This is a genomic window from Agromyces mediolanus (assembly GCF_044917495.1).
In the GTDB taxonomy this organism is placed as follows: Bacteria; Actinomycetota; Actinomycetes; order Actinomycetales; family Microbacteriaceae; genus Agromyces; species Agromyces mediolanus_B.
On record NZ_JAVSSI010000004.1, the window covers coordinates 301,120 to 326,707 of the forward strand.

22 protein-coding genes are annotated in these 25,588 nt (G+C 73.1%); 9 read left to right on the forward strand and 13 right to left on the reverse strand.

Annotated features, from left to right (window positions below; genetic code table 11):
• Nucleotides 1-5: 5 nt before the first annotated feature.
• Nucleotides 6-440 carry a nitroreductase family deazaflavin-dependent oxidoreductase gene (locus tag ROT00_RS08590; protein WP_404773986.1) on the reverse strand — a complete coding sequence of 145 codons (435 nt, stop codon included), beginning with the start codon at nucleotides 438-440 and terminating at the stop codon, nucleotides 6-8.
• Between the two features lie 137 nt (nucleotides 441-577).
• Between ROT00_RS08590 and ROT00_RS08595 the strand changes: the two genes are divergently transcribed.
• Entirely contained in the window at nucleotides 578-1,858 is a 1,281-nt protein-coding gene (locus ROT00_RS08595) for an MFS transporter (RefSeq protein ID WP_404774081.1), read from the forward strand.
• Between the two features lie 6 nt (nucleotides 1,859-1,864).
• On the opposite strand, the gene ROT00_RS08600 is transcribed toward ROT00_RS08595, so the two are convergent.
• Both ROT00_RS08600 and ROT00_RS08605 read right to left on the reverse strand, forming a co-directional pair.
• The gene (locus ROT00_RS08600; RefSeq protein ID WP_404773988.1) at nucleotides 1,865-2,332 is read right to left on the reverse strand and encodes an aromatic ring-opening dioxygenase LigA; all 468 of its coding nucleotides are present in this window, start codon (nucleotides 2,330-2,332) and stop codon (nucleotides 1,865-1,867) included.
• Between the two features lie 190 nt (nucleotides 2,333-2,522).
• A complete protein-coding gene (locus tag ROT00_RS08605; RefSeq protein ID WP_404774082.1) occupies nucleotides 2,523-4,769 on the reverse strand; it encodes an ATP-dependent Clp protease ATP-binding subunit in 2,247 nt (748 codons plus the stop codon).
• A gap of 332 nt (nucleotides 4,770-5,101) precedes the next feature.
• On the opposite strand from ROT00_RS08605, the gene ROT00_RS08610 reads away from it, so the two are divergent.
• Complete coding sequence (locus tag ROT00_RS08610; protein WP_404773990.1) at nucleotides 5,102-6,520, forward strand: MFS transporter; 1,419 nt, start codon at nucleotides 5,102-5,104, stop codon at nucleotides 6,518-6,520.
• 107 nt (nucleotides 6,521-6,627) lie between these two features.
• Here the strand turns inward: ROT00_RS08610 and ROT00_RS08615 are convergent, their stop codons facing one another.
• On the reverse strand, nucleotides 6,628-7,596 hold the full coding sequence (locus ROT00_RS08615; protein ID WP_404773992.1) for an AsnC family transcriptional regulator: 969 nt from the start codon (nucleotides 7,594-7,596) through the stop codon (nucleotides 6,628-6,630).
• A gap of 88 nt (nucleotides 7,597-7,684) precedes the next feature.
• Between ROT00_RS08615 and ROT00_RS08620 the strand changes: the two genes are divergently transcribed.
• Both ROT00_RS08620 and ROT00_RS08625 read left to right on the forward strand, forming a co-directional pair.
• Nucleotides 7,685-9,106 carry a M28 family peptidase gene (locus ROT00_RS08620; protein WP_404773994.1) on the forward strand — a complete coding sequence of 474 codons (1,422 nt, stop codon included), beginning with the start codon at nucleotides 7,685-7,687 and terminating at the stop codon, nucleotides 9,104-9,106.
• Nucleotides 9,103-10,212: an alpha/beta hydrolase family protein gene (locus ROT00_RS08625; protein WP_404773995.1), complete on the forward strand. Its 1,110-nt coding sequence runs from the start codon at nucleotides 9,103-9,105 to the stop codon at nucleotides 10,210-10,212. Before ROT00_RS08620 ends, ROT00_RS08625 begins: the two co-directional genes overlap by 4 nt.
• Here the strand turns inward: ROT00_RS08625 and ROT00_RS08630 are convergent.
• Nucleotides 10,184-10,642 carry a hypothetical protein gene (locus tag ROT00_RS08630; protein ID WP_404773997.1) on the reverse strand — a complete coding sequence of 153 codons (459 nt, stop codon included), beginning with the start codon at nucleotides 10,640-10,642 and terminating at the stop codon, nucleotides 10,184-10,186. The two genes, ROT00_RS08625 and ROT00_RS08630, sit on opposite strands and share 29 nt — an antisense overlap.
• Nucleotides 10,643-10,816: 174 nt before the next feature.
• Here ROT00_RS08630 and ROT00_RS08635 point away from each other — a divergent pair, with 174 nt between their 5' ends.
• Nucleotides 10,817-11,845 (forward strand): LLM class flavin-dependent oxidoreductase, encoded by a 1,029-nt coding sequence (locus ROT00_RS08635; protein WP_404774084.1) that lies wholly within the window; start codon nucleotides 10,817-10,819, stop codon nucleotides 11,843-11,845.
• Between the two features lie 63 nt (nucleotides 11,846-11,908).
• On the opposite strand, the gene ROT00_RS08640 is transcribed toward ROT00_RS08635, so the two are convergent.
• Entirely contained in the window at nucleotides 11,909-12,415 is a 507-nt protein-coding gene (locus ROT00_RS08640) for an ASCH domain-containing protein (RefSeq protein ID WP_404773998.1), read from the reverse strand.
• An 87-nt stretch (nucleotides 12,416-12,502) separates the two neighbouring features.
• A complete protein-coding gene (locus tag ROT00_RS08645; RefSeq protein WP_404773999.1) occupies nucleotides 12,503-13,003 on the reverse strand; it encodes a hypothetical protein in 501 nt (166 codons plus the stop codon).
• 182 nt (nucleotides 13,004-13,185) lie between these two features.
• Between ROT00_RS08645 and ROT00_RS08650 the strand changes: the two genes are divergently transcribed.
• Together ROT00_RS08650 and ROT00_RS08655 are read left to right on the forward strand one after the other, a co-directional pair.
• Nucleotides 13,186-13,887: a YceI family protein gene (locus tag ROT00_RS08650; RefSeq protein WP_404774000.1), complete on the forward strand. Its 702-nt coding sequence runs from the start codon at nucleotides 13,186-13,188 to the stop codon at nucleotides 13,885-13,887.
• A 129-nt stretch (nucleotides 13,888-14,016) separates the two neighbouring features.
• The gene (locus tag ROT00_RS08655; protein ID WP_404774002.1) at nucleotides 14,017-14,361 is read left to right on the forward strand and encodes a YciI family protein; all 345 of its coding nucleotides are present in this window, start codon (nucleotides 14,017-14,019) and stop codon (nucleotides 14,359-14,361) included.
• 104 nt (nucleotides 14,362-14,465) lie between these two features.
• Here ROT00_RS08655 and ROT00_RS08660 read toward each other — a convergent pair whose 3' ends face one another.
• The 5 genes from ROT00_RS08660 to ROT00_RS08680 all read right to left on the reverse strand — a co-directional run bounded on the left by ROT00_RS08660 (nucleotide 14,466) and on the right by ROT00_RS08680 (nucleotide 19,632).
• On the reverse strand, nucleotides 14,466-14,681 hold the full coding sequence (locus ROT00_RS08660) for a hypothetical protein (protein ID WP_404774004.1): 216 nt from the start codon (nucleotides 14,679-14,681) through the stop codon (nucleotides 14,466-14,468).
• Nucleotides 14,682-14,740: 59 nt separating this feature from the next.
• Nucleotides 14,741-15,430 carry a leucine-rich repeat domain-containing protein gene (locus ROT00_RS08665; protein ID WP_404774006.1) on the reverse strand — a complete coding sequence of 230 codons (690 nt, stop codon included), beginning with the start codon at nucleotides 15,428-15,430 and terminating at the stop codon, nucleotides 14,741-14,743.
• Between the two features lie 68 nt (nucleotides 15,431-15,498).
• Nucleotides 15,499-16,890, reverse strand: coding sequence for a GntR family transcriptional regulator (locus tag ROT00_RS08670; protein ID WP_404774008.1), 1,392 nt, complete (start codon nucleotides 16,888-16,890; stop codon nucleotides 15,499-15,501).
• Nucleotides 16,891-16,996: 106 nt separating this feature from the next.
• On the reverse strand, nucleotides 16,997-18,370 hold the full coding sequence (locus ROT00_RS08675) for an APC family permease (RefSeq protein WP_404774086.1): 1,374 nt from the start codon (nucleotides 18,368-18,370) through the stop codon (nucleotides 16,997-16,999).
• 164 nt (nucleotides 18,371-18,534) lie between these two features.
• On the reverse strand, nucleotides 18,535-19,632 hold the full coding sequence (locus tag ROT00_RS08680) for an alcohol dehydrogenase catalytic domain-containing protein (protein ID WP_404774010.1): 1,098 nt from the start codon (nucleotides 19,630-19,632) through the stop codon (nucleotides 18,535-18,537).
• Between the two features lie 118 nt (nucleotides 19,633-19,750).
• On the opposite strand from ROT00_RS08680, the gene ROT00_RS08685 reads away from it, so the two are divergent.
• Nucleotides 19,751-21,178 carry a PucR family transcriptional regulator gene (locus ROT00_RS08685; protein ID WP_404774012.1) on the forward strand — a complete coding sequence of 476 codons (1,428 nt, stop codon included), beginning with the start codon at nucleotides 19,751-19,753 and terminating at the stop codon, nucleotides 21,176-21,178.
• 25 nt (nucleotides 21,179-21,203) lie between these two features.
• Here ROT00_RS08685 and ROT00_RS08690 read toward each other — a convergent pair whose 3' ends face one another.
• Nucleotides 21,204-21,692, reverse strand: coding sequence for a DUF1877 family protein (locus ROT00_RS08690; RefSeq protein ID WP_404774014.1), 489 nt, complete (start codon nucleotides 21,690-21,692; stop codon nucleotides 21,204-21,206).
• Nucleotides 21,693-21,926: 234 nt separating this feature from the next.
• Between ROT00_RS08690 and ROT00_RS08695 the strand changes: the two genes are divergently transcribed.
• Nucleotides 21,927-25,586, forward strand: coding sequence for a DUF7507 domain-containing protein (locus tag ROT00_RS08695; RefSeq protein WP_404774016.1), 3,660 nt, complete (start codon nucleotides 21,927-21,929; stop codon nucleotides 25,584-25,586).
• Nucleotides 25,587-25,588 lie beyond the last annotated feature (2 nt).

The window sequence follows — 25,588 nt, forward strand, 5'->3', positions numbered from 1 at the left end:
CGGGCTCAGACCCGGCTGAGCAGGAAGACCGGGATCTGGCGCTCGGTCTTCGTCTGGTAGTTCGCGTAGTCGGGCCACGCCTCGGTCGCGCGGGCCCACCACTCCTCGCGCTCGGCGCCCTCGAGCTCGCGGGCGAGGTAGTCGTGCTTCTCGTCGCCGTCCTGCAGCTCGACCTCGGGGTGCGCGAGGAGGTTCCAGTACCACTGCGGGTGCTCCGGCGCCCCGCCGCGGGAGGCGACCACGGCGTACTCGCCGTCGTGCTCGACGCGCATGAGGGCCGTCTTGCGGAGCTTTCCGGACTTCGCGCCCAGCGTCGTGAGGACGATGATCGGTCGGCCGCGCAGCTCGTTCGCCTCGGCGCCCGCGGATGCCTCGAAGGCCTCCGCCTGCTTGCGCGCCCACTCGGAGGTGCTCGGTGCGTACTCGCCGTGCAAAGGCATGGATGTCCCCTTCGTCGAACTTCTGCGTCTGCAGCTTCAACCGTACGACGGGCGGATCTCTTCCCGGCGGCGCAGCTCGTGCGCCCGGCCGGTCAGCCGATGTCGGCCGCACCCGGCAGAATGCTCTGGTGACCGGCATGAAGACGTTCTGGCAGGCCCTGCCCACCGAGGGGCGTTGGCTGCTGTCCACCGTCGCCATCCAGACGCTCGGTCGCGGCATGACCCTGCCGTTCACGATCATCTACCTGCACGAGGTGCGCGGCTTCGACCTCGGGCTCTCGGGCGCGCTGATGAGCCTCATCGCGGTCACCGGGCTGCTGGTGACCGGCCCCGGCGGCACGCTCATCGACCGCTACGGCGCCCGGCGGGTGCTGCTCGTCGGGCTCGTCGCCATGATCGCCGGCTGCACGCTGCTCGCCTTCGCGACGCATCCGGCCGTCGCCGCGGTCGCGCTCGTCCTCATCGGCGTGAACTTCGGCGTGTCCTGGCCGGGCTTCAACTCGCTCATCGCCGCCGTCGTCGACGGCGAGGTGCGGCAGCAGTACTTCGGCGTGAACTTCGCGCTCGTGAACCTCGGCATCGGGGTCGGCGGCATCATCGGCGGGTTCTTCGTCGACGTGCACAATCCGAGCACCTTCACGACGATCTTCCTCGTCGACGCCGCGTCGAGCCTCATCCCGATGGCGCTGCTGCTGGGCCCGCTGCGCCGCGTGCGCACGCAGGGCGACCCCGAGGAGGGCGAGGCGCCGGTGGCCGGGTACCGCGCCATCCTGCGTCAGCCGGCCGTGCTCTGGCTCACGCTCCTCACCTTCATCTCGGTGTTCATCGGCTACGGCCAGATGGAGGCCGGGTTCCCGGCGTTCGCCCGGCAGGTCTCCGAGGTGTCGACCCAGGTCGTCGGGCTCTCCTTCGCGGTCAACACCGCCGTCATCGTGCTCCTGCAGTTCACGGTGCTGCGGCTCATCAGCGGGCGCCGGCGCACCAGGGTCATGCAGGTGATGGCGCTCATCTGGGCGGTGTCGTGGCTGCTGCTCGGCGCGACGGGCTTCCTGCCCGACTCCCTCGCGGCGGCGATCGGGGTGCTCGCCTACATGGGCGTCTTCGCCTTCGGCGAGACCATGCTGCAGCCGACGGTGCCCGCGATCTACAACGATCTCGCGAGCGACCGCAACCGCGGCCGGTACAACGCGATCAACTCGGCGGCGTTCCAGGGCGGCGCGATCACCGGCCCCATCGCGGCGGGCCTGCTGCTCGGCGCGGGCCTGTCCGGGTGGTTCATCGCGGCGATGGTCGCCGGCTGCATCGCCATCTGCGGGCTCGCGATCGCGCTCGAGCGGCGGGTGCCGCCGGGCGCGAACGGGGTCGCCGCCGAGTCGGGGGCCGATGCGCCCGGCCCGGCCGAGGCCGCGGGAGCCTAGCGCCGCTCAGCGGCTGCGCGGCAGCGGTGGCACGAGCGTGCGGATGGCCCAGCCGAAGAGCAGGAAGAGCACGCCCGCGCCGCCGGCGAAGAGCGCCATGCCGAACGAGATCACCGAGGTGAAGAGCGAGGCGCGCAGGAACGAGGCGTTCATGACGACCGGCCGAAGCGGATCGTCCTGGTCGAGCTCGGCGTAGGTCTTGCCGTCGGCCATCTCGCGCGCGTGCATGTCGATGACGCCGGCCTGCACGAAGGCGTCGATCGGCCCGTCGACGACCTTCCCGGCGAGGATCGGCGCGTCGTCGGGGATGACGATGTTCTCCGCGCGGAGCTGGGACGAGACTCCCACCCACGCCACGACGGCCACGACGATCAGCAGGATGCCGCCGATGATGCCCGCGAGCCCTGTCAGCCGTACCACGTTCACCTGCGTGCGGTTCAGCACCGCCCCGCCGGCCTCGAATTCTTCGGTCATGCGCTCTTCCCCCCTGGAACGCGGCCGCTCGCGGGGTCGTCCGGAGCGCGTCCGATGGGCCCACCGTAGCGGAGGGTCCGCGCTCGCGTCGAGGCATCCGCCCGCGCCACTTCGATGGCGTTGCGCCCGCTGAAGTGGCGCGTGGCGACCGAAGTGGCGCGGACGGGAGGGGATGGATGCCGGGGCCGGGCTACTCGTCGAGCAGCTCGGCCTCGACCACGTCGTCGCCGCCGGCGGACCCGGCGCCGGGCGCCGAACCGCCGGCGCCCGCCGACGCGTCGGGCACCTCCGCCCGCGACACCGTCAGCGCCTCCCCGTCGGCGGCGAGGCCCACCACGACGGTGTCGCCGTCGCGGATCGAGCCGTCGAGCAGCGCCCGGGCGAGCCGGTCGTCGATCTCGCGCTGCATGAGCCGCCGCAGCGGTCGCGCTCCGTACAGCGGGTCGTAGCCGCGCTCGGCGAGCCAGGCGCGGGCGTCGGGGGTGACGCCGAGCTCGAGCCGCCGCTCGTGCAACCGGGCCGTGAGCCGGTCGATGTAGAGGCTCACGATCTCGCCGAGGTCCTGCTGGCTGAGCGCCGAGAACACGACGATGTCGTCGAGCCGGTTCACGAACTCGGGCTTGAACGACTGCCGCACGGTCTGCAGCACCGCCTGCTCCTTCTCCTCCCAGGTGAGCGAGGGGTCGACGAGGTAGTGCGAGCCCAGGTTCGAGGTGAGGATCAGGATGGTGTTGCGGAAGTCGACCGTGCGCCCCTGGCCGTCGGTCAGCCGCCCGTCGTCGAGCACCTGCAGCAGCACGTCGAACACCTCGGGGTGCGCCTTCTCGACCTCGTCGAAGAGGATCACCGAGTACGGCCGACGCCGCACGGCCTCCGTCAGCTGCCCGCCCTGGTCGTAACCGACGTACCCGGGCGGGGCGCCGACGAGCCGCGACACGGAGTGCTTCTCGCCGTACTCCGACATGTCGATGCGCACCATGGCGTGCTCGTCGTCGAAGAGGAACTCGGCGAGCGCCTTGGCCAGCTCGGTCTTGCCGACACCGGTCGGCCCGAGGAAGAGGAACGAGCCGGTCGGCCGGTTGGGGTCGTTGATGCCCGCGCGCGAGCGGCGCACGGCGTCGGCGACCGCGGTCACGGCCGGCTTCTGCCCGATGAGGCGCTTGCCGAGCTCGCGCTCGAGGTGCAGCAGCTTCTCGGTCTCGCCCTGCATGAGGCGGCCGACGGGGATGCCGGTCCAGGCGGCGATCACGGCGGCGATGTCCTCGTCGGTGACCTGCTCGTTGACCATGCGGCCCTCGCTGGCGTCGGCCGTGGCATCCGCCCGCTCGGCCTCGACGAGGTCGCGCTCGAGGCGCTTGATGGTCTCGTACTCGAGCTTCGAGGCGCGCGCGTAGTCGGCCTCGCGCATGGCGCGGTCGCGCTCGGTGACGGCCTCGTCGAGCTGCTTCTTCAGCTCGCCGACGCGGTTGAGGCCCTGGCGCTCGCGGGCCCAGCGGGCCTCGAGGGCGGCGAGCTCGCGCTCCTGCTCGACGAGGGTCTCGCGGAGCTTCGCGAGGCGCTCCTTGGAGGCGTCGTCCTTCTCTTTCTTGAGGGCGAGCTCCTCGAGCTTCATGCGGTCGACCTGGCGCTTCAGCTGGTCGATCTCGATGGGGCTCGAGTCGATCTCCATCTTGAGGCGGCTCATGGCCTCGTCGATGAGGTCGATCGCCTTGTCGGGCAGCTGCCGCGAGGTGATGTAGCGGTTCGACAGCGAGGCCGCCGCGACGAGCGCAGCGTCGGAGATGGTGACGCCGTGGTGCGCCTCGTAGCGTCCCTTGAGCCCGCGGAGGATGGCGATGGTGTCCTCGACGGACGGCTCGCCGACGTAGACCTGCTGGAAGCGCCGCTCGAGCGCGGCATCCTTCTCGATGTACTCGCGGTACTCGTCGAGGGTGGTCGCGCCGATGAGGTGCAGCTCGCCGCGGGCGAGCATGGGCTTCAGCATGTTGGATGCCGCGACGGAGCCCTCCCCGCCGCCGGCGCCCATCAGCAGGTGCAGCTCGTCGACGAAGGTGATGATGCCGCCCTCGGCCTCGTTGATCTCCTTGAGCACGGCCTTCAGCCGCTCCTCGAACTGGCCGCGGTACATCGCGCCGGCGACGAGCGCGGAGATGTCGAGCGACACGAGCTGCTTGTCCTTCAGCGACTCGGCCACGTCGCCCGCGACGATGCGCTGGGCGAGCCCCTCGACCACGGCGGTCTTGCCGACGCCGGGCTCGCCGATGAGCACGGGGTTGTTCTTCGTGCGCCGCGTGAGCACCTGGCTCACCCGCCGGATCTCGGCGTCCCGGCCGATGACCGGGTCGAGCTTGCCGGCCTTCGCGAGGTCGGTCAGGTTCACGCCGTACTGTTCGAGCGCCGACTTCTGCTCCTCTTGCGAGCTCGGCGCGCCCTGCATGTTCGCCACTCAGTCGATCCTTTCTGGGAACTCGGTCCCGTCGTCCTAAAGTTGAGTCTACTGAACTCAACTTTGGGGTTCGGTTCGATATTCCTGGATGCCTCGGCGGAATCCCCCTGCCGCTCACGGTAGACCCGATGCCCCGGGGCCGCCAGGGTGCGAGCCGCATCCCCGACGTCGCCCGCGCCGGGTCGGGACGCCTTCCGCGCCGCGTCCGGAGCGCAGGCCGCGCGAGTCTCCCCGCGACGGATCCATCGCGAACGGGCCGGCTCGATGACGGATCCGGTGCAGATCGCCTCGGCGAACGCGCGAGCGCCCCTACCATCGGCTCCATGACTGCGCTGTCGCGCCGCTCGCGGATCGGCTACTCCCTCGGCGGCATCGCCTCCGGCACCTACGGCACCGTGCCCGGGCTCATCCTCATGCCGTTCCTCACCGACCTCCTCGGCGTCGAGGCCGCGGTCGCCGGCATGATCGTGTTCGCGCCGAAGGCGTGGGACTTCTTCCTCAACCCGATCGCCGGCCGGATCAGCGACCGCTCGAGGCATCCGCACGACCGTCGGCGCCCCTTCGTGCTGCGCGCCGGCATCCTGCTCGCGCTCGCCTTCGCCGCGATGTTCTTCGGGCCGACCGCACCGCCGCTCGCCGGCGCGCTCTGGGTGCTCGCCCTGTTCCTCGCCTCGGCGACCGTGTACGCCTTCTTCCAGGTGCCCTACCTCGCGATGTCCGCCGAGATCACCGACGACTACGCCGAACGCACCAGGCTCATCGCCTGGCGGGTCGTGGTGTTCAGCCTCGCCATCCTCGTATCGGGGGCCGCGGCGCCCGCGCTCGTCGAACTGGCCGGCGGGGTCGCCGGGTACCGCATCATGGCGGGCGCGATGGCGGTGCTCATCCTCGTCGGCACGATCGGCGTGTGGTGGGGGACCCGTCGCGCGCCGCTCACCCGCGACGAGGTGGCGAGCGGCCGGCTGTTCGGGCAGCTCGCCGAGGTGCTGCGCGACCGCGACGCCCGCGCCCTCATCGTCGCGTACGTGCTGCAGGCGATCGCGATCGGCATGGTGCTCGGCGGGGTCGTCTACGTCGCGCGGCACGTCGTGCACGACCCGAGCGTCGCCACGCTCGCCTTCGTCTGCTTCGTCGGGCCCGCGATCGTGCTCACCCCGGTGTGGTCGTGGCTCGGCCGGGCGATCGGCAAGCAGCGCGGCTTCGCGGCGGCGAGCGGCGTGCTCACCGTCGGGCTGCTCGGCCTCCTCGGCGCGCGCTCCGGCGACGTGACCGTGCTGCTCGTGGCCGCGGGCGTCGTGGGCGTCGGCTACGCCGGCACGCAGCTCTTCCCGCTCGCGATGCTGCCCGATCTCGCCGCCGAGGACGCGAAGCGCAGCGGGATGAACCGCATCGGCATGATCTCCGGCGTCTGGTCGGGCTTCGAGCTGCTCGGCTACGCGCTCGGCCCCGCCATCCTGGGCCTCGTGCTCAGCCTCGGCGGGTACCGCGCCTCGGCGGGCGATGCCGTCGCGCAGTCGGGCGAAGCGCAGTGGGCGATCGTGCTCGGAGTGTCCGCGGTCCCCGCGCTGCTCTGCGCCGCGAGCTTCCTGCCGCTGTCGCGGTACCGCCTGGACGCGAGGCTGCGCCGAGCGGCGGATGCCGGGGGTGCCAGTGCCGGGGGTGCCGGTGCCGGGGATGCTGGGGGCGCCGGGGGTGCCGGTACTTCCCGCCCGGCGGAGGAGAATCGCGCCGCCGGAGGTTGATCCGCCCCGCGGAGGCCTCCGTGCGTGCGATTCTCCTCCCGCGGGGTGTGGGTGTGGGTGCGGGTGCGGGGTGCGGGGTGCGGGGTGCGGGGCGAGCCGCGGGGCTCCTACCAGCGCACGGGCACGCGGGCGGATGAGCGCCCCGCGGCGTCGAGCAGATGCCCGTTGCGCTTCACCTCGCGTAGCACGGTCCACCGGTCGGCGACCTCGACCTCGGCGCCCCAGGCGTGCTCGATCCGCTGCAGTTCGGTGAGCGAGCGCGCCCGCACGCAGACGAACAGGGGCGCGGGGCCGACGAGGATGCCGACGCGGTGCGCCTCCGGGAGCTGCACCGCCCGTGCCGCCGCGGCCTCGGCATCGGCGGCGCGCCCCCAGAGCACCGCCCCGCGCCGGTAGCCCGCGGCGGGCATCGCGAGGTCGCAGCCGAGCCGCAGCACCCCCGCGGCCACCGCGCGTTCGACGGTGCGGCGGGCGGTCGCCTCCGAGACGCCGAGCGCCGTGCCGAGGGCGGCGGCGGGCATCCGGGGATCCTGCTCGAGCGCCTCGGCGAGCTCGGCGACGACCTCGGGGCGGGGTGCCCGCACCTCGCCCGTCTGCGGGGCTGCACCGAGCAGTCGCTGCTGCCCCCGCGAGAGCACCCGGAGGCGCCAGTTCGAGTCCTCCGCCGGGATCGCGGCGGCGATGTCGACGCGGCGGATCCGCGCGCCCGTCTCGTCGAGGGTGCGCACGCGCTCGCCGAGGGCCGCGAGCCCCGCGGCTCCGGCGACGAGGAGCAGCCAGCCGGCCGAGCTCTCGTCGACGCTCAGCACCCAGCTGAGCCGGGCGAGCTCGTCGATTCGCTCGGGCGTCGTCGAGCGATCGAGCAGCACGACGGCGACGTCGGTGGTCGACGACCAGCGTTCGGGCGTCGGCCAGGCGGTGAGCCAGGCGAGCGACTCGTCGCGCAGGGCCTGCCAGTGCCGCGCGACGGTGGCCGGGTCGGCGCCGACGGCGGCGGCCACCCGGGTCCACGGCGCCCGGGCGTCGATCTGCAGCGCGTGCACGATCGCGAGGTCGAGTTCGTCGAAGGCATCCATCTGACGGATCGTACGCAGTTCTACGATCTGAGTGAAGGATCCTGTTCAGAGAATCGATGGAAGAGGCGCTCTGCCTAGTGTCGGACGCATGACCATGAGCGAGGCGTCGATGATGGCGACCATCGAGGACCTCGTCGCCCTGGCCCCGCGCGCGACCGGCTCGCCCGGCGGAGCCGCCGCGGCGCACTACGTCGAACGGCGCTTCGCCGACGCGGGCCTGCAGACCGAGGTGCTCGAAGTGCCGTCGTACGCCTGGCGGGCCGAGGCGTGCGAGCTGCGCGTGGGCGACGCCGGGTTCGACTGCGCGCCGATCCTGCACTCCGGCCTCGCCGGGCACGAGTGGACCGGCGAGGCTCGGCACCGGCTCGATGCGCGCGTCGTCGACATCGGCTCTGACCGGGTGCGCCGCCACGACGTGCGCGGCGCGATCGTGCTCTTCGACCTCAGCTTCGACATGACCGTGGCGCACTCGCTGCCGCTCACGCTCTTCCTGCACGACCCGGGTCGCCGCGTGCTGCGGCGGGACGTGCTCGGCAGCCGGAACCCGTACGTCACCTCGCTCGCCCGGACGATGCGCGATGCGGCCGAGGCCGGCGCGGTCGGCGTCATCGGCGTGCTGCGCGACTACCCCGACTCGAGGAACTACCACAACGAGTACTACCGGCGGACGCTGTTCCCGCTGCCCGGCGTGTGGCTGACGCGAGCCGAGGGCGCGCGTCTCCGCGCGGCGCTCGCGGGCGGGAGCCGCGCCCGGCTGACCCTCGACGTCGACCGCCGCGAGGTCGTCTCCCGCACCGTGATCGGGGTGCTGCCGGGGCGCTCGCGGGATGCCGTGATGATCCAGTCGCACCACGACTCGATCGGTCCGGGCGCGGTGGAGGACGCCTCCGGCACCGCCGAGGTGATCGCGCTCGCCGAGCACTACGGCGCCGCCGCGCGTGCCGGCGCCGAGCGTGAGAAGACGCTCCTCTTCGTCACCTTCGACACCCACTTCACCGGGTACCAGGCGCACCGCGCCTTCGCGCGACGGCACGTGCTGTCGCGGGATGCGCCGTGGCGGATCGTGCTGAACGCCACGATCGAGCACATCGGGCTGCGCGCCGTCGAGGGGGCCGACGGCGGCTTCGCCTCCACGGGCGAGACCGAGCCGCGCGGCATCTTCGTGAACGTGAACCCCGCGTTCACCTGGCGCATCGCGCGCGCCGTGCGCCGGCACGGCTTGCACGGCACGAGTCTGCTGGGCGCGGGCGCGCTCGAGTTCTTCGCGGGAGGCATCCCCACCGACGCCTCCTTCACCTTCGTCTCCGGCGTGCCCACGGTGAGCCTCATCTCCGGGCCGCTGTACCTCTACGACGACGCCGACACCGTCGACCGCATCGACCGGGCGCAGCTCGTCCCCGTCGCGCGCTTCTTCGCCGACGTCGTCGACGATGCGGAGCGGCACGACGGACGACGGCTCGGCACGATGCCCGCGGCGCTCCGCCGCCTCCTGCCGAGGGGGCGCTGGTGACGGCATCCGGATGGCGCGTCGTCGCCTTCCCGGCGCGAGGCGTCGACGGGGCGGTGCAGGAGCAGACCGGGCTGCTGCGGCTCCCGGTGACCCGACCGCCCGCGGGCGGCCACCCCGTGGTCGTCTACGGCCACATGACGACGGGCGGCTCGCCGCGCTCGGCGCCGAGCGCGGGCGATCCCGCGCATCCGGAGTGGCGGCGGATGTCGCAGGGCGACGCGCTCTGCGAGGCCCTCCTCGCCCGGGGGATCGCGGTGCTGCGGCCCGATTACGAGGGCATCGGCGGCCCGGGCGTGCACCCGTACCTGATCGGCGCCTCGCTCGCCGAGTCGATGACCGCGATGGTGCGGGCGCGGGCCGGATTCGGCGTGCCGCTCGGGGACGAGTGGGTGGCGGCCGGCCACTCGGAGGGCGCGGTCGCGGCGCTGCACGCCTCGGTCGCCGCCGAACCCGACGAGCGTTCGCGGCTGCGCGGCACGGCGGCGTTCGCGCCGGTGACCCGGATGGACCGGAGCATCGCCGCCGCGGTGCGGCTCGGTGTGCGCTTCCCCGGCTCGGGCGTCGTCTCCGCGCTCGTCGCGCTCATGCTGCGGGGCGCGGCGACGGGCGACGAGCGGATGCGCGAGCTCCTCGCGAGCGACGGTCTGAGCCCGGCGGCCCGGGCCAGGTGGGCCGAGCTCGACGAGCGCTGCCTCACGGAGCTCGCCGCCGCGGACTCCTGGGGCGCGATCGCGCCCGGGCGGATCGCCGGTGCCCGCGGTGCGGAACTCTTCGAGCGGCTGTTCGCCTCGTTCCGCGCGAACGAGGTCGCTGAGCTGCGCGGCTTCCGGGCGCCCGTCCGCATCGACGCCGCCCGCTTCGACGAGGTCGCACCGGCGCCGCTCTCGGCCGCGCTGCTGCGCAGCTACCGCCGTGCGGGCGTGGAGCTCACGAGCCGCTGGTGGCCGACGCACCACTCCGGCACGATGCATCCGCAGCACGCGCCGTCGCTCGCTGCGGACTGGATCGCGGCGCGGTTCGACGGGGCGACGGAGTCCGCCGCACCGTCGGGGGAGCGACGCGGCGGACTCCGCCGGGTCAGAGCACGGCGCGCGTCTTCTTGGTGACGGGCCCGAACTTGTAGGTCGCGCAGTAGCCGCTGGGCGTCGGGCCGCGCTGCACCAGCACCCGCCACACGGTGCCCTTGCCGGCCTTTGCCCGGATCTTCGGGTAGCGCTCGGGGTTCGTCAGCGTGGCCCGCGTGGTCCACCCGCTGCTCGTTTTCTGCTGCAGCAGGACCCGGTCGCTCGGCTGGATCTGGGTGAGGTGCGCCACGATGGGGCCGGGCACCAGGTCCCAGGCGAACAGCCCCGCGGGGGTCTTGCCGACGAGGGCCGCAGCGCAGCCCGCGGGGGCGGCCTGCGCGGGAGTCGCGGGTGCGACGGCGGCCGTCACGCCGCCGGTCAGGAGCGCGAGGGTCGCGAGGATGGCTGCGGTCTTCCGCTTCATGGTGCCGTTCTGCTTCCTGCCGAGGTCGAGCGTGCGTCGGGTGACCAATTCGCTCTCATGAATGACCGCCAATGCTGTGCGACTGCGCACTCCGAGGAATCCACGAGAGGATCGGGATGCCAATCCTTGCACGTCCCGCGGGCGATCACCAGGGGGCATCCGGCCGGCGTCGAGGCATCCATGCATCGGAATAGACCTAGGGGGGTGGACGTTGCCACCGACGTGGAACGCTTCGGAACCCTCTCCTTCGGTCACTACGGCCCGCTCGGCGGTGGGCGCGAGCTCACCGCCGCCGACTCGATGCTGCAGGCCATCGACCTCGCCCAGGGCATGGACGAGCTCGGCGTCAACGGGGCCTACTTCCGGGTGCACCACTTCGCCCGTCAGCAGGCCGGCCCCATGCCGCTCCTCGCCGCGATCGCGGCGCGCACCGAGCGCATCGAGATGGGCACCGGCGTCATCGACATGCGCTACGAGAACCCGCTCCACCTCGCCGAGGACGCGGCCGCCGTCGACCTCATCTCCGGCGGGCGACTCGCGCTCGGCGTGAGCCGGGGATCACCCGAGTCGGTCGTGCGCGGCTACGAGGCCTTCGGCTACACCGGGTCGCAGGACCCGCGCGGCGCCGACCTGGCCCGCGATCACTTCGCCCGCTTCCTGCAGGCCGTCGAGGGCGAGGGGCTGGCGGAGCGGGATGCCTCGTCGCCGTTCGGCGGCGGCACCGGGCTGCAGCGCATCGAACCACACAGCCCCGGCCTGCGCTCGCGCATCTGGTGGGGCGCCGGCACCCGGGAGACCGCGGAGTGGGCGGGGCGGATGGGCGTGAACCTGATGTCCTCGACGCTCCTCACGGAGGACCGGGGCATCCCCTTCGACGAGCTGCAGGCGGAGCAGATCGATGCATTCCGCGCCGCCTGGCGCGAGGCGGGGCACGCGGGCGAGCCGCGCGTCTCGGTGAGCCGCTCGATCTTCCCGATCACGACCGCAGAGGACGAGCTCTACTTCGGCGGCCGCGACGAGTCCGACGGGGTCGGCTACATCGACGGATTCCGTTCGACGTTCGGCAAGACGTACGCCGACACCCCCGAGCGCCTCGTGGAGCAGCTCCAGCGCGACGCGGCGATCCGATCGGCCGACACGCTCATGCTCACCATCCCGTCGCAGCTCGGCGTCGCGTTCAACCTGCGGCTCGTCGCGGCCTTCGCCGAGCACGTCGCCCCGAGCCTCGGCTGGAAGCCGACGACGGCCTGACGCGCCGGACCGTGCAGCCGCTTCGTGCGGCTGTCGCAGCCCGCTGACCCGCAGATGCCGACGTCATGCGGGGCGGGCGTCGGCATGCTCGGGCGGCCAGACCACCTCGAAGCGCTCGAACACGATCTCGTGCGCCTCCGTCCACGCGATGCCGAGCGCGGCGCCGACGCGCGTCCAGTAGGCCCGGTGCCCCTCGCGCCAGCCCGCGAGCGTGCGGTCGCCCTCGCCCTCGTCGAACGCGAAGCGCGCATCGACGCTGGTGAACGGCCCGACGCGGAGCTCGACCGAGCGGAGCACGACGCGGGCGCGGCCGCTCGAGTCGCACGCGATCCAGTGGCTGCCGACTCGCGGGAGCGGCGCGCCCTCCGCCTCGAACTCGGCGACGAGTCCGGCGGTCGCCCGCTTCGGCCCATCGATGACGAGGCCGAGCAGCTCGTCGGTCAGCTCGGCGTGGTCGCCGAAGCGCTCGATGGTGGGCAGCTCGTCCTCGACCCAGTGCGTCGGGGCGGACGCGAGGTAGTCGGCCCAGAGCGCGTGGGCGGCGTCGGTGTCGATCGGCGCGTTGTCCATGCTCCGAGTCTCGCAGGTGCGACGGTCGCGTCCTCCGCAGTGCGCCCGTCGCTCCGGGGCGCGGCGGCGCCGGACGGGTGCGGCGGCTCACGCCTCGGCGCGCACCTCGAGGACCGTCGTGCGCAGCACCCCGCCCGGCACGGGCAGCTCGTACCGTGCCGGCATCCCAGGCAGCGCGAGGGCGAACCAGAAGACGGCGGCCGGCGAGTCCGCGTCGCGGCGCACCTCGTAGCGACGGCAGTCCGCGGGCCCGAACGGGAGCTCGAGCGTCTCCTCGCGCACCGTGGTGGTGGCCTCGGGGAAGGCGGCGTGCTCCTGCAGCTCGCGCCAGCTCACGCGGCCGCGGTCGAGCTCGCCGTCGATCGAGCCGTCGGCCGCGACCCGCCACTGCTCGAGCGTCGCCCCCTCGGCATCGCAGTCGACGAAGCGGTTGATTCGTTCGAAGCTCGTGCCGGCCGGCTCCTCGACCAGGAGGCGGATGGTCTTGCCGGTGCCGCTCGCCGCGCGGATCTCGGCCGCGGTGAAGGGGGTCGGCAGCAGACCCGGACCGAGCCGGCGGGGGTCGGTGCTCGGGGCATCCTCATCCATGCCGACATTCTCCGGCGTGATCGTCTCCGCGTCATCCTCCGGTCCGATCGGACCCGGCGTCACGGTGCGTCATGTCCGGCGGCTTCCAGGCGAACTCCATGGTTTCTCATACGTTCGTCCGCCACGCTGGGTACCCGACCTCGACCGAACGCCAGCCACGATCAGCCGAAAGAGTCCCAGCCATGCAGAAGCGCACCAAGATCATCACCGTCTCGATCGTGGCCGGAGCACTCGTGCTCGGCGCCACCGCGGCCATCGCGGGACCCATCGTCTACCGGGACCTCATCGCGGCGAAGCCCGACACCGCGCCGACCGTCACCGCCGCGCCCGAGGCGAGCGCGAGCGATGCGGCCGAGCCCGGCGACCTCAGCGGCGCGTGGACCGTCGGCGACGGCTCCTTCGCCGGCTATCGCGTCGACGAGGTGCTGAACGGCACCGACGTCACCGTGACCGGCCGCACCGAGCAGGTCACGGGCGAGCTCACCGTCGCCGGCCTCACGCTCGAGTCGGCGGCGTTCCAGGTCGATGTGGCCTCGATCGCGACCGACTCGGCGAACCGCGACGACTACTTCCGCACCGAGGCCCTCCGCACCGACGAGTTCCCGACGGCGAGCTTCGTGCTCACCGAGCCGATCACCGTCGACGCCGCGCCGACGGTGGGCGAGGTGCAGACCATCCAGGCGACGGGGGAGCTCACGCTCGCCGGTGTCACGAAGCCCGTCACGGTCGAACTGCAGGCGGTGCTGAACGGCGAGACCGGGCAGGTGGCCGGCAGCATCCCGATCACCTTCGCCGACTTCGGCGTGGACGCGCCGAACCTCGGCTTCGTCTCGGTCGAGCCGAGCGGCAGCGTCGAGTTCTCCCTCGAGCTCACCCGCGCCTGAGCGCGGCCGGCTGAGCCCGGTCGGTGGGCTCGCCGGCTCGGGCGCGCCGGCTCGGCGGGGGATTGCCGCCGGCGCTCGACCTCGCGATGATGAGGCGAACCCGGATCCGCCAGGCGTGAGGAGTCGACGATGACGAAGTACCTGATCTCGTTCCCGAGTTCGGCGATGAGCCACCTGAGCGAGGCGGAGCTGCACGCCGCCTCCGAGGACTCGCGCGCCGTCGTGCGGGCGGCGAAGGAGGCGGGCGTCTGGGTCTTCGGCGGTGCGCTCGACGACGGCGCGCCCCCGCTGCTCGTCGCCGCGGACGGGAGCACGAGCGCCGAGACCTACCCCGAGCGGGCGCGGTTCGACGGCGGGTTCGCGCTCTTCGAGCTGCCGGACGACGAGGCGGCCGTCGAGTGGGCGGCGCGGATCGCGGCCGCGTGCCGGTGCCCGCAGGACGTGCGGCCGTTCCACTTCGACCCCGAGAGCTGAGCGCGCGGCGCGCCTGACTCGGACGGCTCGCCGGGGTCGGGCGGCGCACCCGGGCGCTCTGCGCATGCGGCACGGGGCACGTGGCACGCGGCACGCGACGCGGGTCAGCGTGTCGCGCCGTCGCCCTCCTCGGGCGAGCGGTGGAACTCGTGGTCGACCCCGCGGTGGCACTGGCAGCGCACGCGGATAGATTCGCCGGTCTCGGGGACGGTGAAGATCTCGGCGTGCTCGATCGGCCGGGCGGCCGAAGCGGGCGGGGCTGGGCGGCCGGGCGCGCTGGGAACGGCGCGCCCGCTCGGGAGGGCGGGGGAACGGGTCATACCTGAGAGACGGTCGGACTGAACCCGGATGACGCGGATCCCTCAGCTGTGCAGCGGTTTCACAGCTCCGCGGCGACGGATGCCTCGTCGAGCCCGTGCCGTGCGGCGAGCCACGCGTCGACGTGCACGGAGCGGGCGCGTTCGAGTGCGGCATCCGTCCGCTCGAGCACCGGCCGGCTGCGATGCAGGGGGACGTCGAGCGCGACCCAGAGGAACGCGCGCAGCGTGGGGTGGGCGAGCATCAGTTCGACGTCCTGATCGCTGACCGGCACGTCCTTGGCGAGCACGAGCTCCTCCAGGTTCGGGGCGTCGAGGATCGGGGCGAGCGAGCGCAGACCGCGGAGCATTCCGAGCTCCACCCGGAGCAGCCGCTCGTTTCCCGCCAGCGAGGGCAGCTCGGCGAGCTTCGGCTGGGCGTAGAGCTGCAGCACCTCGAGGCCGGTGCAGGAGGCGAGCGCCGAGGCGTCCGTGAGCCCGCGGACGTGCGACACTCGGAGCACCTCGAGCCCGGTGCAGCCCCGTACCGGCTCGAGATCGGCGGCGCTTCCGCCGACGAGCTCCAGCCAGCCGAGCGCCGGGAGCGCGGCGTACGCGCCGGGCCCGGCCTGCACCCCGTCGGCACGGAGGCGCCGGGTCGCCCGGTGGCGTTCGACGAATGCGGCGTCCGCGCGCTCCTTCGAGGCGAGGGTCGGGGTGATCGCACGCCAATCGGTCGGTTCGCCGGGGACGTCGGGCTCGGGCTGCGGCATGGCGCCAGCCTAACCAGCGGGGCCGAGCGCCCGAACCGGCCGAGCCCGCCGCTGAGTGCAGGCGGCCGTCAGCCGGGCCGGCCGTCGACGAGGCGCTGGCGGCGCGCCGGGTCGGTGAACACGCTCAGGTACACCGCTTCGGCGAGGCCCGTCTCCCGGCTCGCGATCGCCTCGAACAGGAAGCGGTGCCCGCGCTTCACCTCGGCCGCCATCGGCGCGTGCGCGACGAGCATCCGCATCCGTGCCTCGAGGCGGCCGCCGATCTCGCGGAGCAGGCGGTTCTCGGCCATCGCGTACACCTGCCGGCGGAACGCGAACATCCGGTCGAGCAGGGCCTCGGGCCGATCGAGCGGGGTGCGCTCCTCCGAGAGCAGGCACAGCTCGAGGAGCGCGAGCTCCTCGCGCGTCGGTCGCTGCGCCGCGAGCCGGCTCGCCAGCACATCGAGGGTCACGCAGACCTCGAAGAAGTCCGACGCCTCGTCGTCGGGGATGTCGCGCACGCGCGAGGGCACCCGTGACGTGCTGTCCGTCGCGAGGCCCTCGAACCGGAGCGCGTCGATCGCCTGCCGCACCGGGATACGGCCGACGCCGTACTCCTGCGACAGCGCCCGCTCGGAGAGGACCTCGCCCGGGGCGCGTCGGCCCGCGACGATGTCGGCGCGCACGCCCTCGATCACGGGTTCCGCGTCGCTCGACTCGTCGCTCGCGCTCGGATCCTCGGCGGGGTCGGGGATGCTCGCCCGCCGCGTCGAGGCGCCGGCAGGGCGAGCGGCGCCGCTCGTCGTGCCGGGGCATGCGAGCGCGTCGTCGAGCCGGCGGAGCATCCGCTCCTGCCGCGCCGCGCGCAGATGACCGCTGAACTCGGCCATCGTGGTGTCGACCGCATCGGCGTCGCGCTGCTCGAAGCCGGCGAGGAAGCGGCGATAGTACGGGAGCGGTGCCGTCACCGAGCGCTCCGCGAGCGCGAACATGCGCTGCGTGCGGCTGAGGAGCGCATCGTGGAGCTCGAGCAGGGGACGGTTGCGGCTCGCCCGGTAGGCGTCGGCGCGGAAGCCGACGCCGATCCTCGCGAGCTCCTCGCGTTCGCCGGCGGCATCGGCGGCTTCGGCGTCGGCGAGCCGTTCGCGGAACCGGGCGAGGTCGGCGTCGCTGCGGCGCAGCGCCGCCTGGCGGACGGCGAGCCCGTCGAGCGCGCCGTGCAGCTCGGCGACGTCGGCGACGTCGGACCGCGTCATCGTGCGGACGAAGGTGCCGCGCCGCGGAAGCTGGTCGACCAGTCCGTCGAGCGTCAGTCGGCGGATCGCGATCCGCACCGGGAGGCGGCTGACCTCGTACTCCTCGGCGATCGCCCGCTCCACGAGGTGGGACCCGCCCGGACGGCTCCCGTCGACGATGTCCTCGCGGAGTCCCCGGAGCACCCGCTCGACGGCGGTGTCCTCGCTCGCATGTGTCCTGGGCATCCCTACAAGGGATACCACAGCGGCGCCCGGTCGGGGGAACCGGACGCCGCTGCGGTCAGCCACGCCCCACCGCCGGGTCGACGACGACGGAGCGCGGGTCGGGGGCCTAGCCGACGCCCTCGAGCGCGTCGGTCTCGGTGTTGCCGATGCGGGCGATGACCTCGGGCCGGCGCTTCGCGAGGTGGAGGTACCAGGCGATCGCGGCGATCATCGTGACGAGGAACAGGTACGGGATGACGTTCAGCGGCCACGCCGGCACCGGCCAGACGTTCGCGAAGAACACGTACGCCATGGCGACGACCGAGACGATCGCGCAGAACCAGACGAGGCCGTTCCGCATCTTCTCGCGCTGCGTGTACGCCACGCAGGCGATCGCGACGAGCGCGTAGGCGACCATGTAGCCGTACGTGCCGTAGGTGTCGACCCACACGACGATGTCCATCGGGTTCACGCCGAGCGCCAGCAGGACGAGGTCGAGCACGATCGCGGCCGGGCCGGCGATGAGCAGCACGCGGTGCGGCGTCAGGTGGCGGTCGTGGGTGCGGCCGAAGCGCTCCGCGACGACGCCCTCCTTGCCCATGACGTAGATGATGCGCCCGACGACGTTCAGCGGGGCGACCACGACGGCGAAGAACGAGGCGCCGACGCCGAAGGTCAGGATCGGGGCGAACCAGGCGGGCATGCCGATCTGCGTGGCGATGGCCTCGAGCGGGCTCGCGACGGTGCCGAGGTCCTCGCCGAGGACGGCGATCTGCGTGTACGCGGCGAAGACGTAGAGGATGCCGACCGTGACCGCGCTCCACATGATGGCGCGGGGGATGGCGGTGTACGGGTTCCGCGCCTCGCGGCCGAGCGCGTCGGCCGAGGAGAAGCCGACGAAGCCGAGGATGCCGAGCACCATGCCCGCGGCGACGCCCTGGAACGGCACGCCCTCGAAGGAGAACTGCGCCGGGTCCCAGGCGGCCGGGCCGGCCCAGACGAGCGCGAGGACGAGGAGGATCAGGATGATCGTCACCGAGACGAGCTCCAGCACGAGCGAGACGCGCGCCGAGAGGCGGATGCCGCGGATCGTGAAGAGCGTCGCCAGGCCGCCGAGCACGACGGCGAGCGCCATCGACCAGCCGAGGCCCTCGGCGGGGACGCCGATGAGCAGGAGGAACTGGTTCATGTACGAGACGGCGCCGCCGAGCGAGCCCGCCGCGATGCCCCAGCAGCCGACGAGGAGCGCGATGCCCGCGAGGTACGCACCGAACGGCCCGAGGCCCTTCGACACGTAGGTGTAGAGGGAGCCGGCGGAGGCGTGCCGCTTCGCGAACACCGCGACGCAGTAGCCGACGGCGAGGATGACGAGGGTCGCGAGCACGAAGGAGAGCATCGTGCCATTGCCGGCGCCGAGGTAGATGCCGGCGGCGGTGAACGCGATGACGGCGCTCGGGGCGATGTTGGCGATGGCCTGGGCGGCCAGTTCGGGGCCGCTCATGACGCCGCGGCGGAGGCCGGCGTCGACGGGGGCCTGCGCGGGTGCGCCGGCCTGGGTGGGGGCGGTCATGGCAACTCTCCAATGAGTCGGGTGGGGGAACGGAGGAGGAGCGGTGGTGCGGTGCCGACGGGTGGCGGCCGGTCGGGCCGGCCGCCACCTGCGGGTCAGGGGATGAGGAGGGTGCGCAGCGCCTCGCCCGACTCGAGGTCGTCGAAGGCGGCTGCGGCCTCGGCGAGCGGGCGCCGGGCCGAGATGAGCGGGTCGAGCTTCAGCTGGCCGTCCATGTAGCGGTCGACGAGCGCGGGGATGTCGATCGAGGGGCGCACCGAGCCGTAGTTGGAGCCGAGGATGCGCTGGTCGGCCTCCGCGAGCACGAGCGGCTCGAAGCTGGCCTTCGCGCCGGTGGGCGGGAGCCCGACGATGACGGCGGCGCCGCCGAGGCCGAGCATGCGGATCGCCTGCTCGGTCGTGACAGTGCGGCCGATCGCGTCGAAGGCGTAGTCGACGCCGTCGGGGATGAGCTCGAAGAGCTGCTCGACGGCGTCGCCCTTCGAGGCGTCGATGCGGTCGGTCGCGCCGAACTGGAGGGCGAGCTGCGTCTTCTCCGGCAGCACGTCGATCGCCACGATGCGCTCGGCGCCGGCGAGCTTCGCGCCCTGCACGACGTTCAGGCCGACGCCGCCGCAGCCGATGACGACGACGGTCGAGCCGGGCTCGACGGCCGCGGTGTTCAGCACGGCGCCGACGCCGGTGGCGACGGCGCAGCCGACGACCGCGATGACGTCGAGCGGGGCGTCGTCGCGGACCTTCACCGCGCCGGATGCCGGAACGACGACCTCTTCCGCGAAGGAGGAGACGCCGAGGTAGTGGTGCAGCTCCTCGTCGCCCGTGGAGAGGCGCGAGGTGCCGTCGAAGAGCACGCCCTTCGGGGCGACGACGGTGGCGACCTTCTGGCAGCGGGCCTCGTGGCCGGAGCGGCAGTAGCGGCACTCGCCGCACGGCGGCACCCAGCTGAGCACGACGTGGTCGCCGACCGCGAGGGAGGTGACGCCCTCGCCGAGCTCGACGACGACGCCGGAGCCCTCGTGGCCCATCACGAGCGGAGCCGGGGCATCCCATTCGCCGCGCTTCACGTGGAGGTCGGAGTGGCAGACGCCGGCGGCGGCGACCTTCACGCGCACTTCGCCGGCCTTGGGTGCGGCGAGGGCGACCTCGGCGACCTCGATCGGCGCCTCCGGCTCGCGGAAGACGATGGCTTTCATGATGCTCCCTTGGATCTGTTGCTCGGGCATGCCGATGCTAGGCACGGCGACGGAGTCGCGTCATTCGGAAGAAGTGTGAACTCGGGCCGGTTCGATCGACATTCCGTACACTCGAGGGATGGCTCGGCGACTCGACTCCGTCGCGGCGACGCTCGGCGGCGAACTCGTGGAGGGGCGCATCGACCCCTCGACGCCCGTCGACGCCGCCGTCCCGCTCGCGGACTTCGCCGTGGTGGGGCATCCGGCCTTCGCGACCCTCGTCGTGGGCACCGCCGCCGAGCTCCTCGCCGCGCTCCGCGCGGGCGACGCGCGCTCGGCCGCGCTCGCCGGCGCCGTCCTCGTCGCCCCCGCGGCGTCGAGCGCGTTCCGCGCCGCGCTCGCCGAGGCGCGGGCGACCGCCGTCATCGCCGCAGGGCAGCCCCCGGAGCTCCTGCTCTCCGCGCTCGTCGCCCAGCTCGCCGACGACCGCGCCGCCGAGGACCGACTGGTCACCACCGGCACGAAGGTGCTCACGCAGGTCGCGCGCCGGGGCGGGGCGCGCGCGGTGGTCGCCGAGCTCGCGCACCGGATCGACGGCTGGGCGGTGCTCCTCGACGTGCACGGCCAGGTGATCACGACCGCCGGCGCGGGCGGGCTGCACGTGCAGGACGCCGTCGCGGTGGCCTTCCACCGGCCGGTGCGGGTGCGCCACCCCGGCCTGCAGGTGCACGCCGTCGGCCCGGGCGAGGACCTCACCGCCTACCTCGTCGTCTCCTCGCGGGAGAGCTCGACGAGCCGCACGCGCGACCTCGCCTCGCAGGCCGCCGCGCTCCTCGATCTGCTGCTGCGCACCCACGACCACGGCGGCACGGAGCGGCTCGGCCGCTCGGTCATGGTCGACACCCTGCTCGCGGGCGGGGAGGAGGCGGCGGAGCTCCTGCACCGCTGGGGCGTCCGCGACCGCACGCTCACGGCGTTCGCGCTGACGAGCCGCTCGAAGGGCGTCGACCTCGAACGGCTCGTCACCCGCTGGCTCGACGAGCTCGGCGCGGTGCACGTCGTGACGGAGTCGCACGAGCGGGTGCTCGGCTTCCTCCGCGACGGTCAGGTGGACGCGTTCGCCCGGCGGGTCGAGGAGTTCCTCCTCGACGGGCGGGTCGTGCTGCGGCTCGGGCTCGGATCGTCGGCGCCGGTCGACGCACTGAGCCGGAGCGCCGGGGAGGCGCGGCAGGCGCACGAGGCCGCCGTCGCCGACGGGCGGGCGGTGGTGCGGTACCGCGCGCTGCCGACGGTCGCGTACGTGCTCGACCGGCTCGACGAGGATGCCTCGGCGCGCATCGGCGACCTGCTGGAGCCGCTCTCGGGCGGCGAGGGGGAGCTGCTGCGCACCCTCCGCGTCTACCTCGCCGAGCACGGCGCGCTCGGCGTCACCGCGGCCGCCCTCGGCATCCACCGGCAGACGCTCGCGGCGCGCCTGCTCCGGATCGAGGAGCTCACCGGGCTCTCGCTCGCGAGCCCCGACGACCGCACGGCGGCGTGGCTCGCCATCCGCGCGCTCGAGCGCTGAGCGCGCGACCCGACCCGGCCCGTCGTCAGTAGGCGACGGTGAAGACCACGTGCTGCCCTTCGCGACGGGCGGCCTCGAAGAACGGCCGGAGCCCGGCGAGCATCGCGAGGGCGTACTGCTGCTCCTCGGGGCCGAACTCCGGGTTCCGCAGCTCCTCCGGCATCTCGGCGTAGGCCGCGGCGAACGCGCCGTCGTCGAGCGCGGACAGGTACGCGGCCACCTCGGCCGCCTCCCGCGGGTCGAGATGGGTGACCCAGGACTCGTCGGCGTCGGCCTGGAAGGCGCGGGCGCCGCCGATCACTCCGCGAGCCGGCCACTCGTCCTCGTCGCCCGCCGGGGCGAGCGCGCAGGCGATCGGGTCCCAGGCCTTATCGGTCTCGCAGGCGCGGGCCCAGACCTCCTCGTCGGCCTCGAGCTCCCCGATCACCGCGCGGAGCCGCTCGTCGTCGCCCGCCGCGGCGAGCACCCGCTCGGCCTCGGCGTCGTCCAGGCGGAAGTGCACTCCGAGTTCCATCCCCCGAGTCTGCCAGTCGCCGTGCGGGCCGGGCGGCCGCAGGAGGCGGTGGGCCGGCGGTGAATGGTCGCCCGAATCATCGCGAACTGCGCCAGCGTTTCAATGAACCCTTAAGGCAAAGGCCTGATCGTTTGCTCCGTGGTATCCCTTCGCGTACGATTCAGTGAATCAGAGACCCGGTCGAGCCGACGTGCTCGTGACCGCGGACTGCAGCTGAGCGGAATGGGGGCCGTCATGGCGAAGCGCGAGCGGGCGGGGCGTGCGCCCGGCCGGAGGAGGCGCCTCGTCGCGGTCGTGGCCGCCGGCCTGATGCTGGCGGGCGCCGGCGTCGCGCTTCCGGAGGCCCCCGCGAGCGCGGCCGCGCCGTTCGACTCCGAGTACCTGTACGGATCGGGACAGGCCGAGGCCGGGCAGCCGGTGTCTCGAGCGGTGTACCAGATCGATCCCGCCACGGGCGCGACGACGCAGGTGCTCACCGCACCGGAGTCGGCGAGCAGCTACAACTCGCTCGCGCTGACCGCTGATGGGAACGCGATGCTCATGACGAACAACACGACGGTGTTCATGTACGACGCGCCGAGCGAGACCTGGTTTCAGGCTCCCCGTCCGTCGAACGATGCCGCCAGCAACTTCATGGGTGGCGTGAACTCGCTCACCGGGTACTTCTACTACGGCGGCAACCGCTGGGCCGGTGCGCCGAGCGACACGTTCGTCTTCGCGGCCTACGACCTGGCGAACAACACCGTCATCCCGAACGCGCTCACCGTCACGGCAGCCGGCAACACGGGCTGGAACGGCGACCTGGTCTTCGATCAACGGGGCAACATGTTCATCCTCGCCTCGGACGCGACCGGCGCGAACCCCGACGGCTCCGTGGTGTATCAAGTGGATGCGTCCGACGTCTCGACGCAGACCGGTGGCACTGCGATCGCGACGGCGGTGGGCCCGAAGATCATGGGCACCCAGTATGCGAACGGCACGGCGTACGGACCGGACGGGTATGGGTACATCTCGAGGAACGACAACAACCAGAGCGGACCGAGCACCCTGCTGCGAACGGATCCCGTGTCCTTCAGCCTCGTCGGCACCGTCGCACTCGACCCGGCGGTGCGGCTCGTCGACTTGGCCTCGCGCGCGTTCCAGCCGACCGCGCTCGTGAACGTCGACCTGCCCAACGGGCGGCACGCGGACACCGACCAGTTCCACCTGAGCTACCAGGGGCCCGGCCCCGACGACCCGCTGCTCGAGGCGGAGACGACCGGCACCGAGCCGGGCCTGCAGGATCAGGAGCCGAACGAGTACATCGGCCGCACGGCGACCTTCCCCGGCGACACCTATCGCATCGAGCAGTCGGCCGCCGGCACGACGAACCTCGGCAACTACCGCACGAGCTGGGCCTGCATCGTGCTCGGCACGGGCGAGACCGTCGCGAGCGGCACGGGCAGCACCGGCTCCTTCGACGTCCCGGAGTCGCCCACCGTCGACATCGACTGCACCTTCACGAACATCCCGATCCGCCCGGCCCTGACGCTCGAGAAATCCGCCGATCGGACGGAACTCGTCGCGGGCCAGACGATCACCTACTCGTTCCGGGTCGAGAACACCGGCGACGTGGCGCTCGACATCGTGATCAACGAGGGGGCGTTCACCGGCAGCGGCGAGCTGTCGGACGTCGTCTGCCCGGTCACGAACCTCGCGCCGAGGGCCGGCACGAGCTGCACCGCGACGTACGAGGTGACCCAGGCCGACGTGGACCGCGGCTCGGTCGTGAACTCGGCGACCGCGACGGGGCGGCCGCCGAACGGCGGCGATCCGGTGACCACGCAGCCCGACGAGGCGCGGGTGCCGTCGACGCCGGCGCCCGGGATCTCGCTCGTGAAGTCGGCATCGCCGGAACGCGGCGGCGCCGAGGGCGACGAGATCACGTACACGTTCACGGTGCGCAACACCGGCAACGCGACGCTCACCGACGTGACCGTGACGGAGGGCGACTTCAGCGGCACTGGGCAGCTCGGCGACATCGTCTGCCCGCCGGCCGCGGCCTCCCTGGCCCCCGGGCTCACGGTCAACTGCACGGCGAGCTACACGCTGACCCAGGCCGACGTCGACGCCGGCGGCGTGACGAACTCGGCCACCGCGACGGGCACGCCGCCGGGCGGCGCGACGCCGCCGGTGTCCCCGCCCGCACGCGCCGAGCTGCCGATCCCCGCGGCGCCTGCGCTGTCGATCGAGAAGTCGGCGGATCGCACCGAGCTCGTCGTCGGCGAGACGATCACGTACACCTTCGTCGTGCGGAACACGGGCAACGTGAGCCTGTCCGACGTGACCGTCGACGAGGGGGAGTTCACCGGCTCGGGCACGATGTCCGAGATCGTCTGCGACCCGGTTCGCACCGAGGACGACGACGGCGACGTCGGCTCGCTCTTCGTCGCGCTCGCCGCGGCGGCGGACCTGCTCGCCCCCGGCCAGCAGGTCACCTGCCGGGCGACGTACACGGTCACCCAGGAGGATGTCGACCGCGGCTCGGTGCGGAACTCCGCGACCGCGAGCGGCACCCCGCCGAGGGGCGGCGCCCCGGTGACGTCGGAGCCCGACGACGCGAGCGTGCCGCAGGACCCCGAGCCGGGCATCTCCATCGTGAAGTCGGCGGATCGCACCGAGCTCATCGCGGGCGAGACGATCACGTACACCTTCGTGGTCACCAACACCGGCAACGTCACCCTGTCCGAGGTATCGGTCGACGAGGGAGAGTTCACCGGTACCGGCACGATGTCCGAGATCGTCTGCGAGCCGAGCGACGGCGGCTCCGCGCTCGTCGCCCCGCTCGCCGTCGTCGCGGGCTCGCTCGCGCCGGACCGGCAGCTGGTCTGCACGGCGACGTACGTCGTGACGCAGGCCGACGTCGACCGCGGCTCGCTCGTGAACTCGGCGACCGCGAGCGGGACGCCGCCCGGCGGCGACGATCCGGTGACCTCCGAGCCGTCCGAGGTGCGCCTGCCGCAGGATCCGGTGCCCGGCATCGCGCTGGTGAAGTCGGCGTCGCCCGAGCAGGGCGGCGCGGCCGGCGAGGAGATCGTCTACACCTTCCGCGTGACGAACACGGGCAACGTGTCGCTGTCGGAGATCGCGGTCGACGAGGGCGAGTTCACCGGGACGGGCGAGCTCGGTCCGGTCGTCTGCCCGGCGGAGCCCGCGTCGATCGCGCCGGGGCAGTTCGTGGACTGCACGGCGAGCTACACGCTGACCCAGGCCGACGTGGATGCCGGCGGCGTCACGAACTCCGCGACCGCGACCGGCACCCCGCCGGGCGATGCGGACGCTCCCGTGTCACCGCCGTCCGAGGTGCGGCTGCCGATCGCCGCGGCTCCCGCCATCTCGATCGTGAAGACGGCCGACGCCGAGCGGGCGTCGAGCGTCGGGCAGCGCATCACCTACTCGTTCACGGTGACGAACACCGGAAACGTGACGCTGACCGAGGTCGCCGTGGTCGAGGGCGCCTTCTCGGGCGCCGGGGAGCTCTCGGCCATCAGCTGCCCGAGCGAGCCGCTGACGCTCGCCGCCGGCGAGCAGGCGGTCTGCACCGCCGAGTACGAGGTGCAGGCCGACGACCTCCGCGAACCGGCGCTGACGAACACCGCGACGGCGACCGGCACGCCGCCCGGCGGCGACGCCGTCACCTCCGAGGCGTCGGAGGCGAGCGTGCCGAGTGCGGTGCCGGCCACGCCGGCGCCCTCGCCGGGACCGACTCCGGGTGAGCCCGAGCCCGCCGGGCCCGGTGCGCTCTCCCGCACGGGGATCGAGCTCGGGGCGGGGATCCTCCTCGTCATCGTGCTGCTGCTCAGCGTCGGAGCCGGGACGATCGTCGTCGCCCGACGCAAGCGGATCGACGGCTGAAC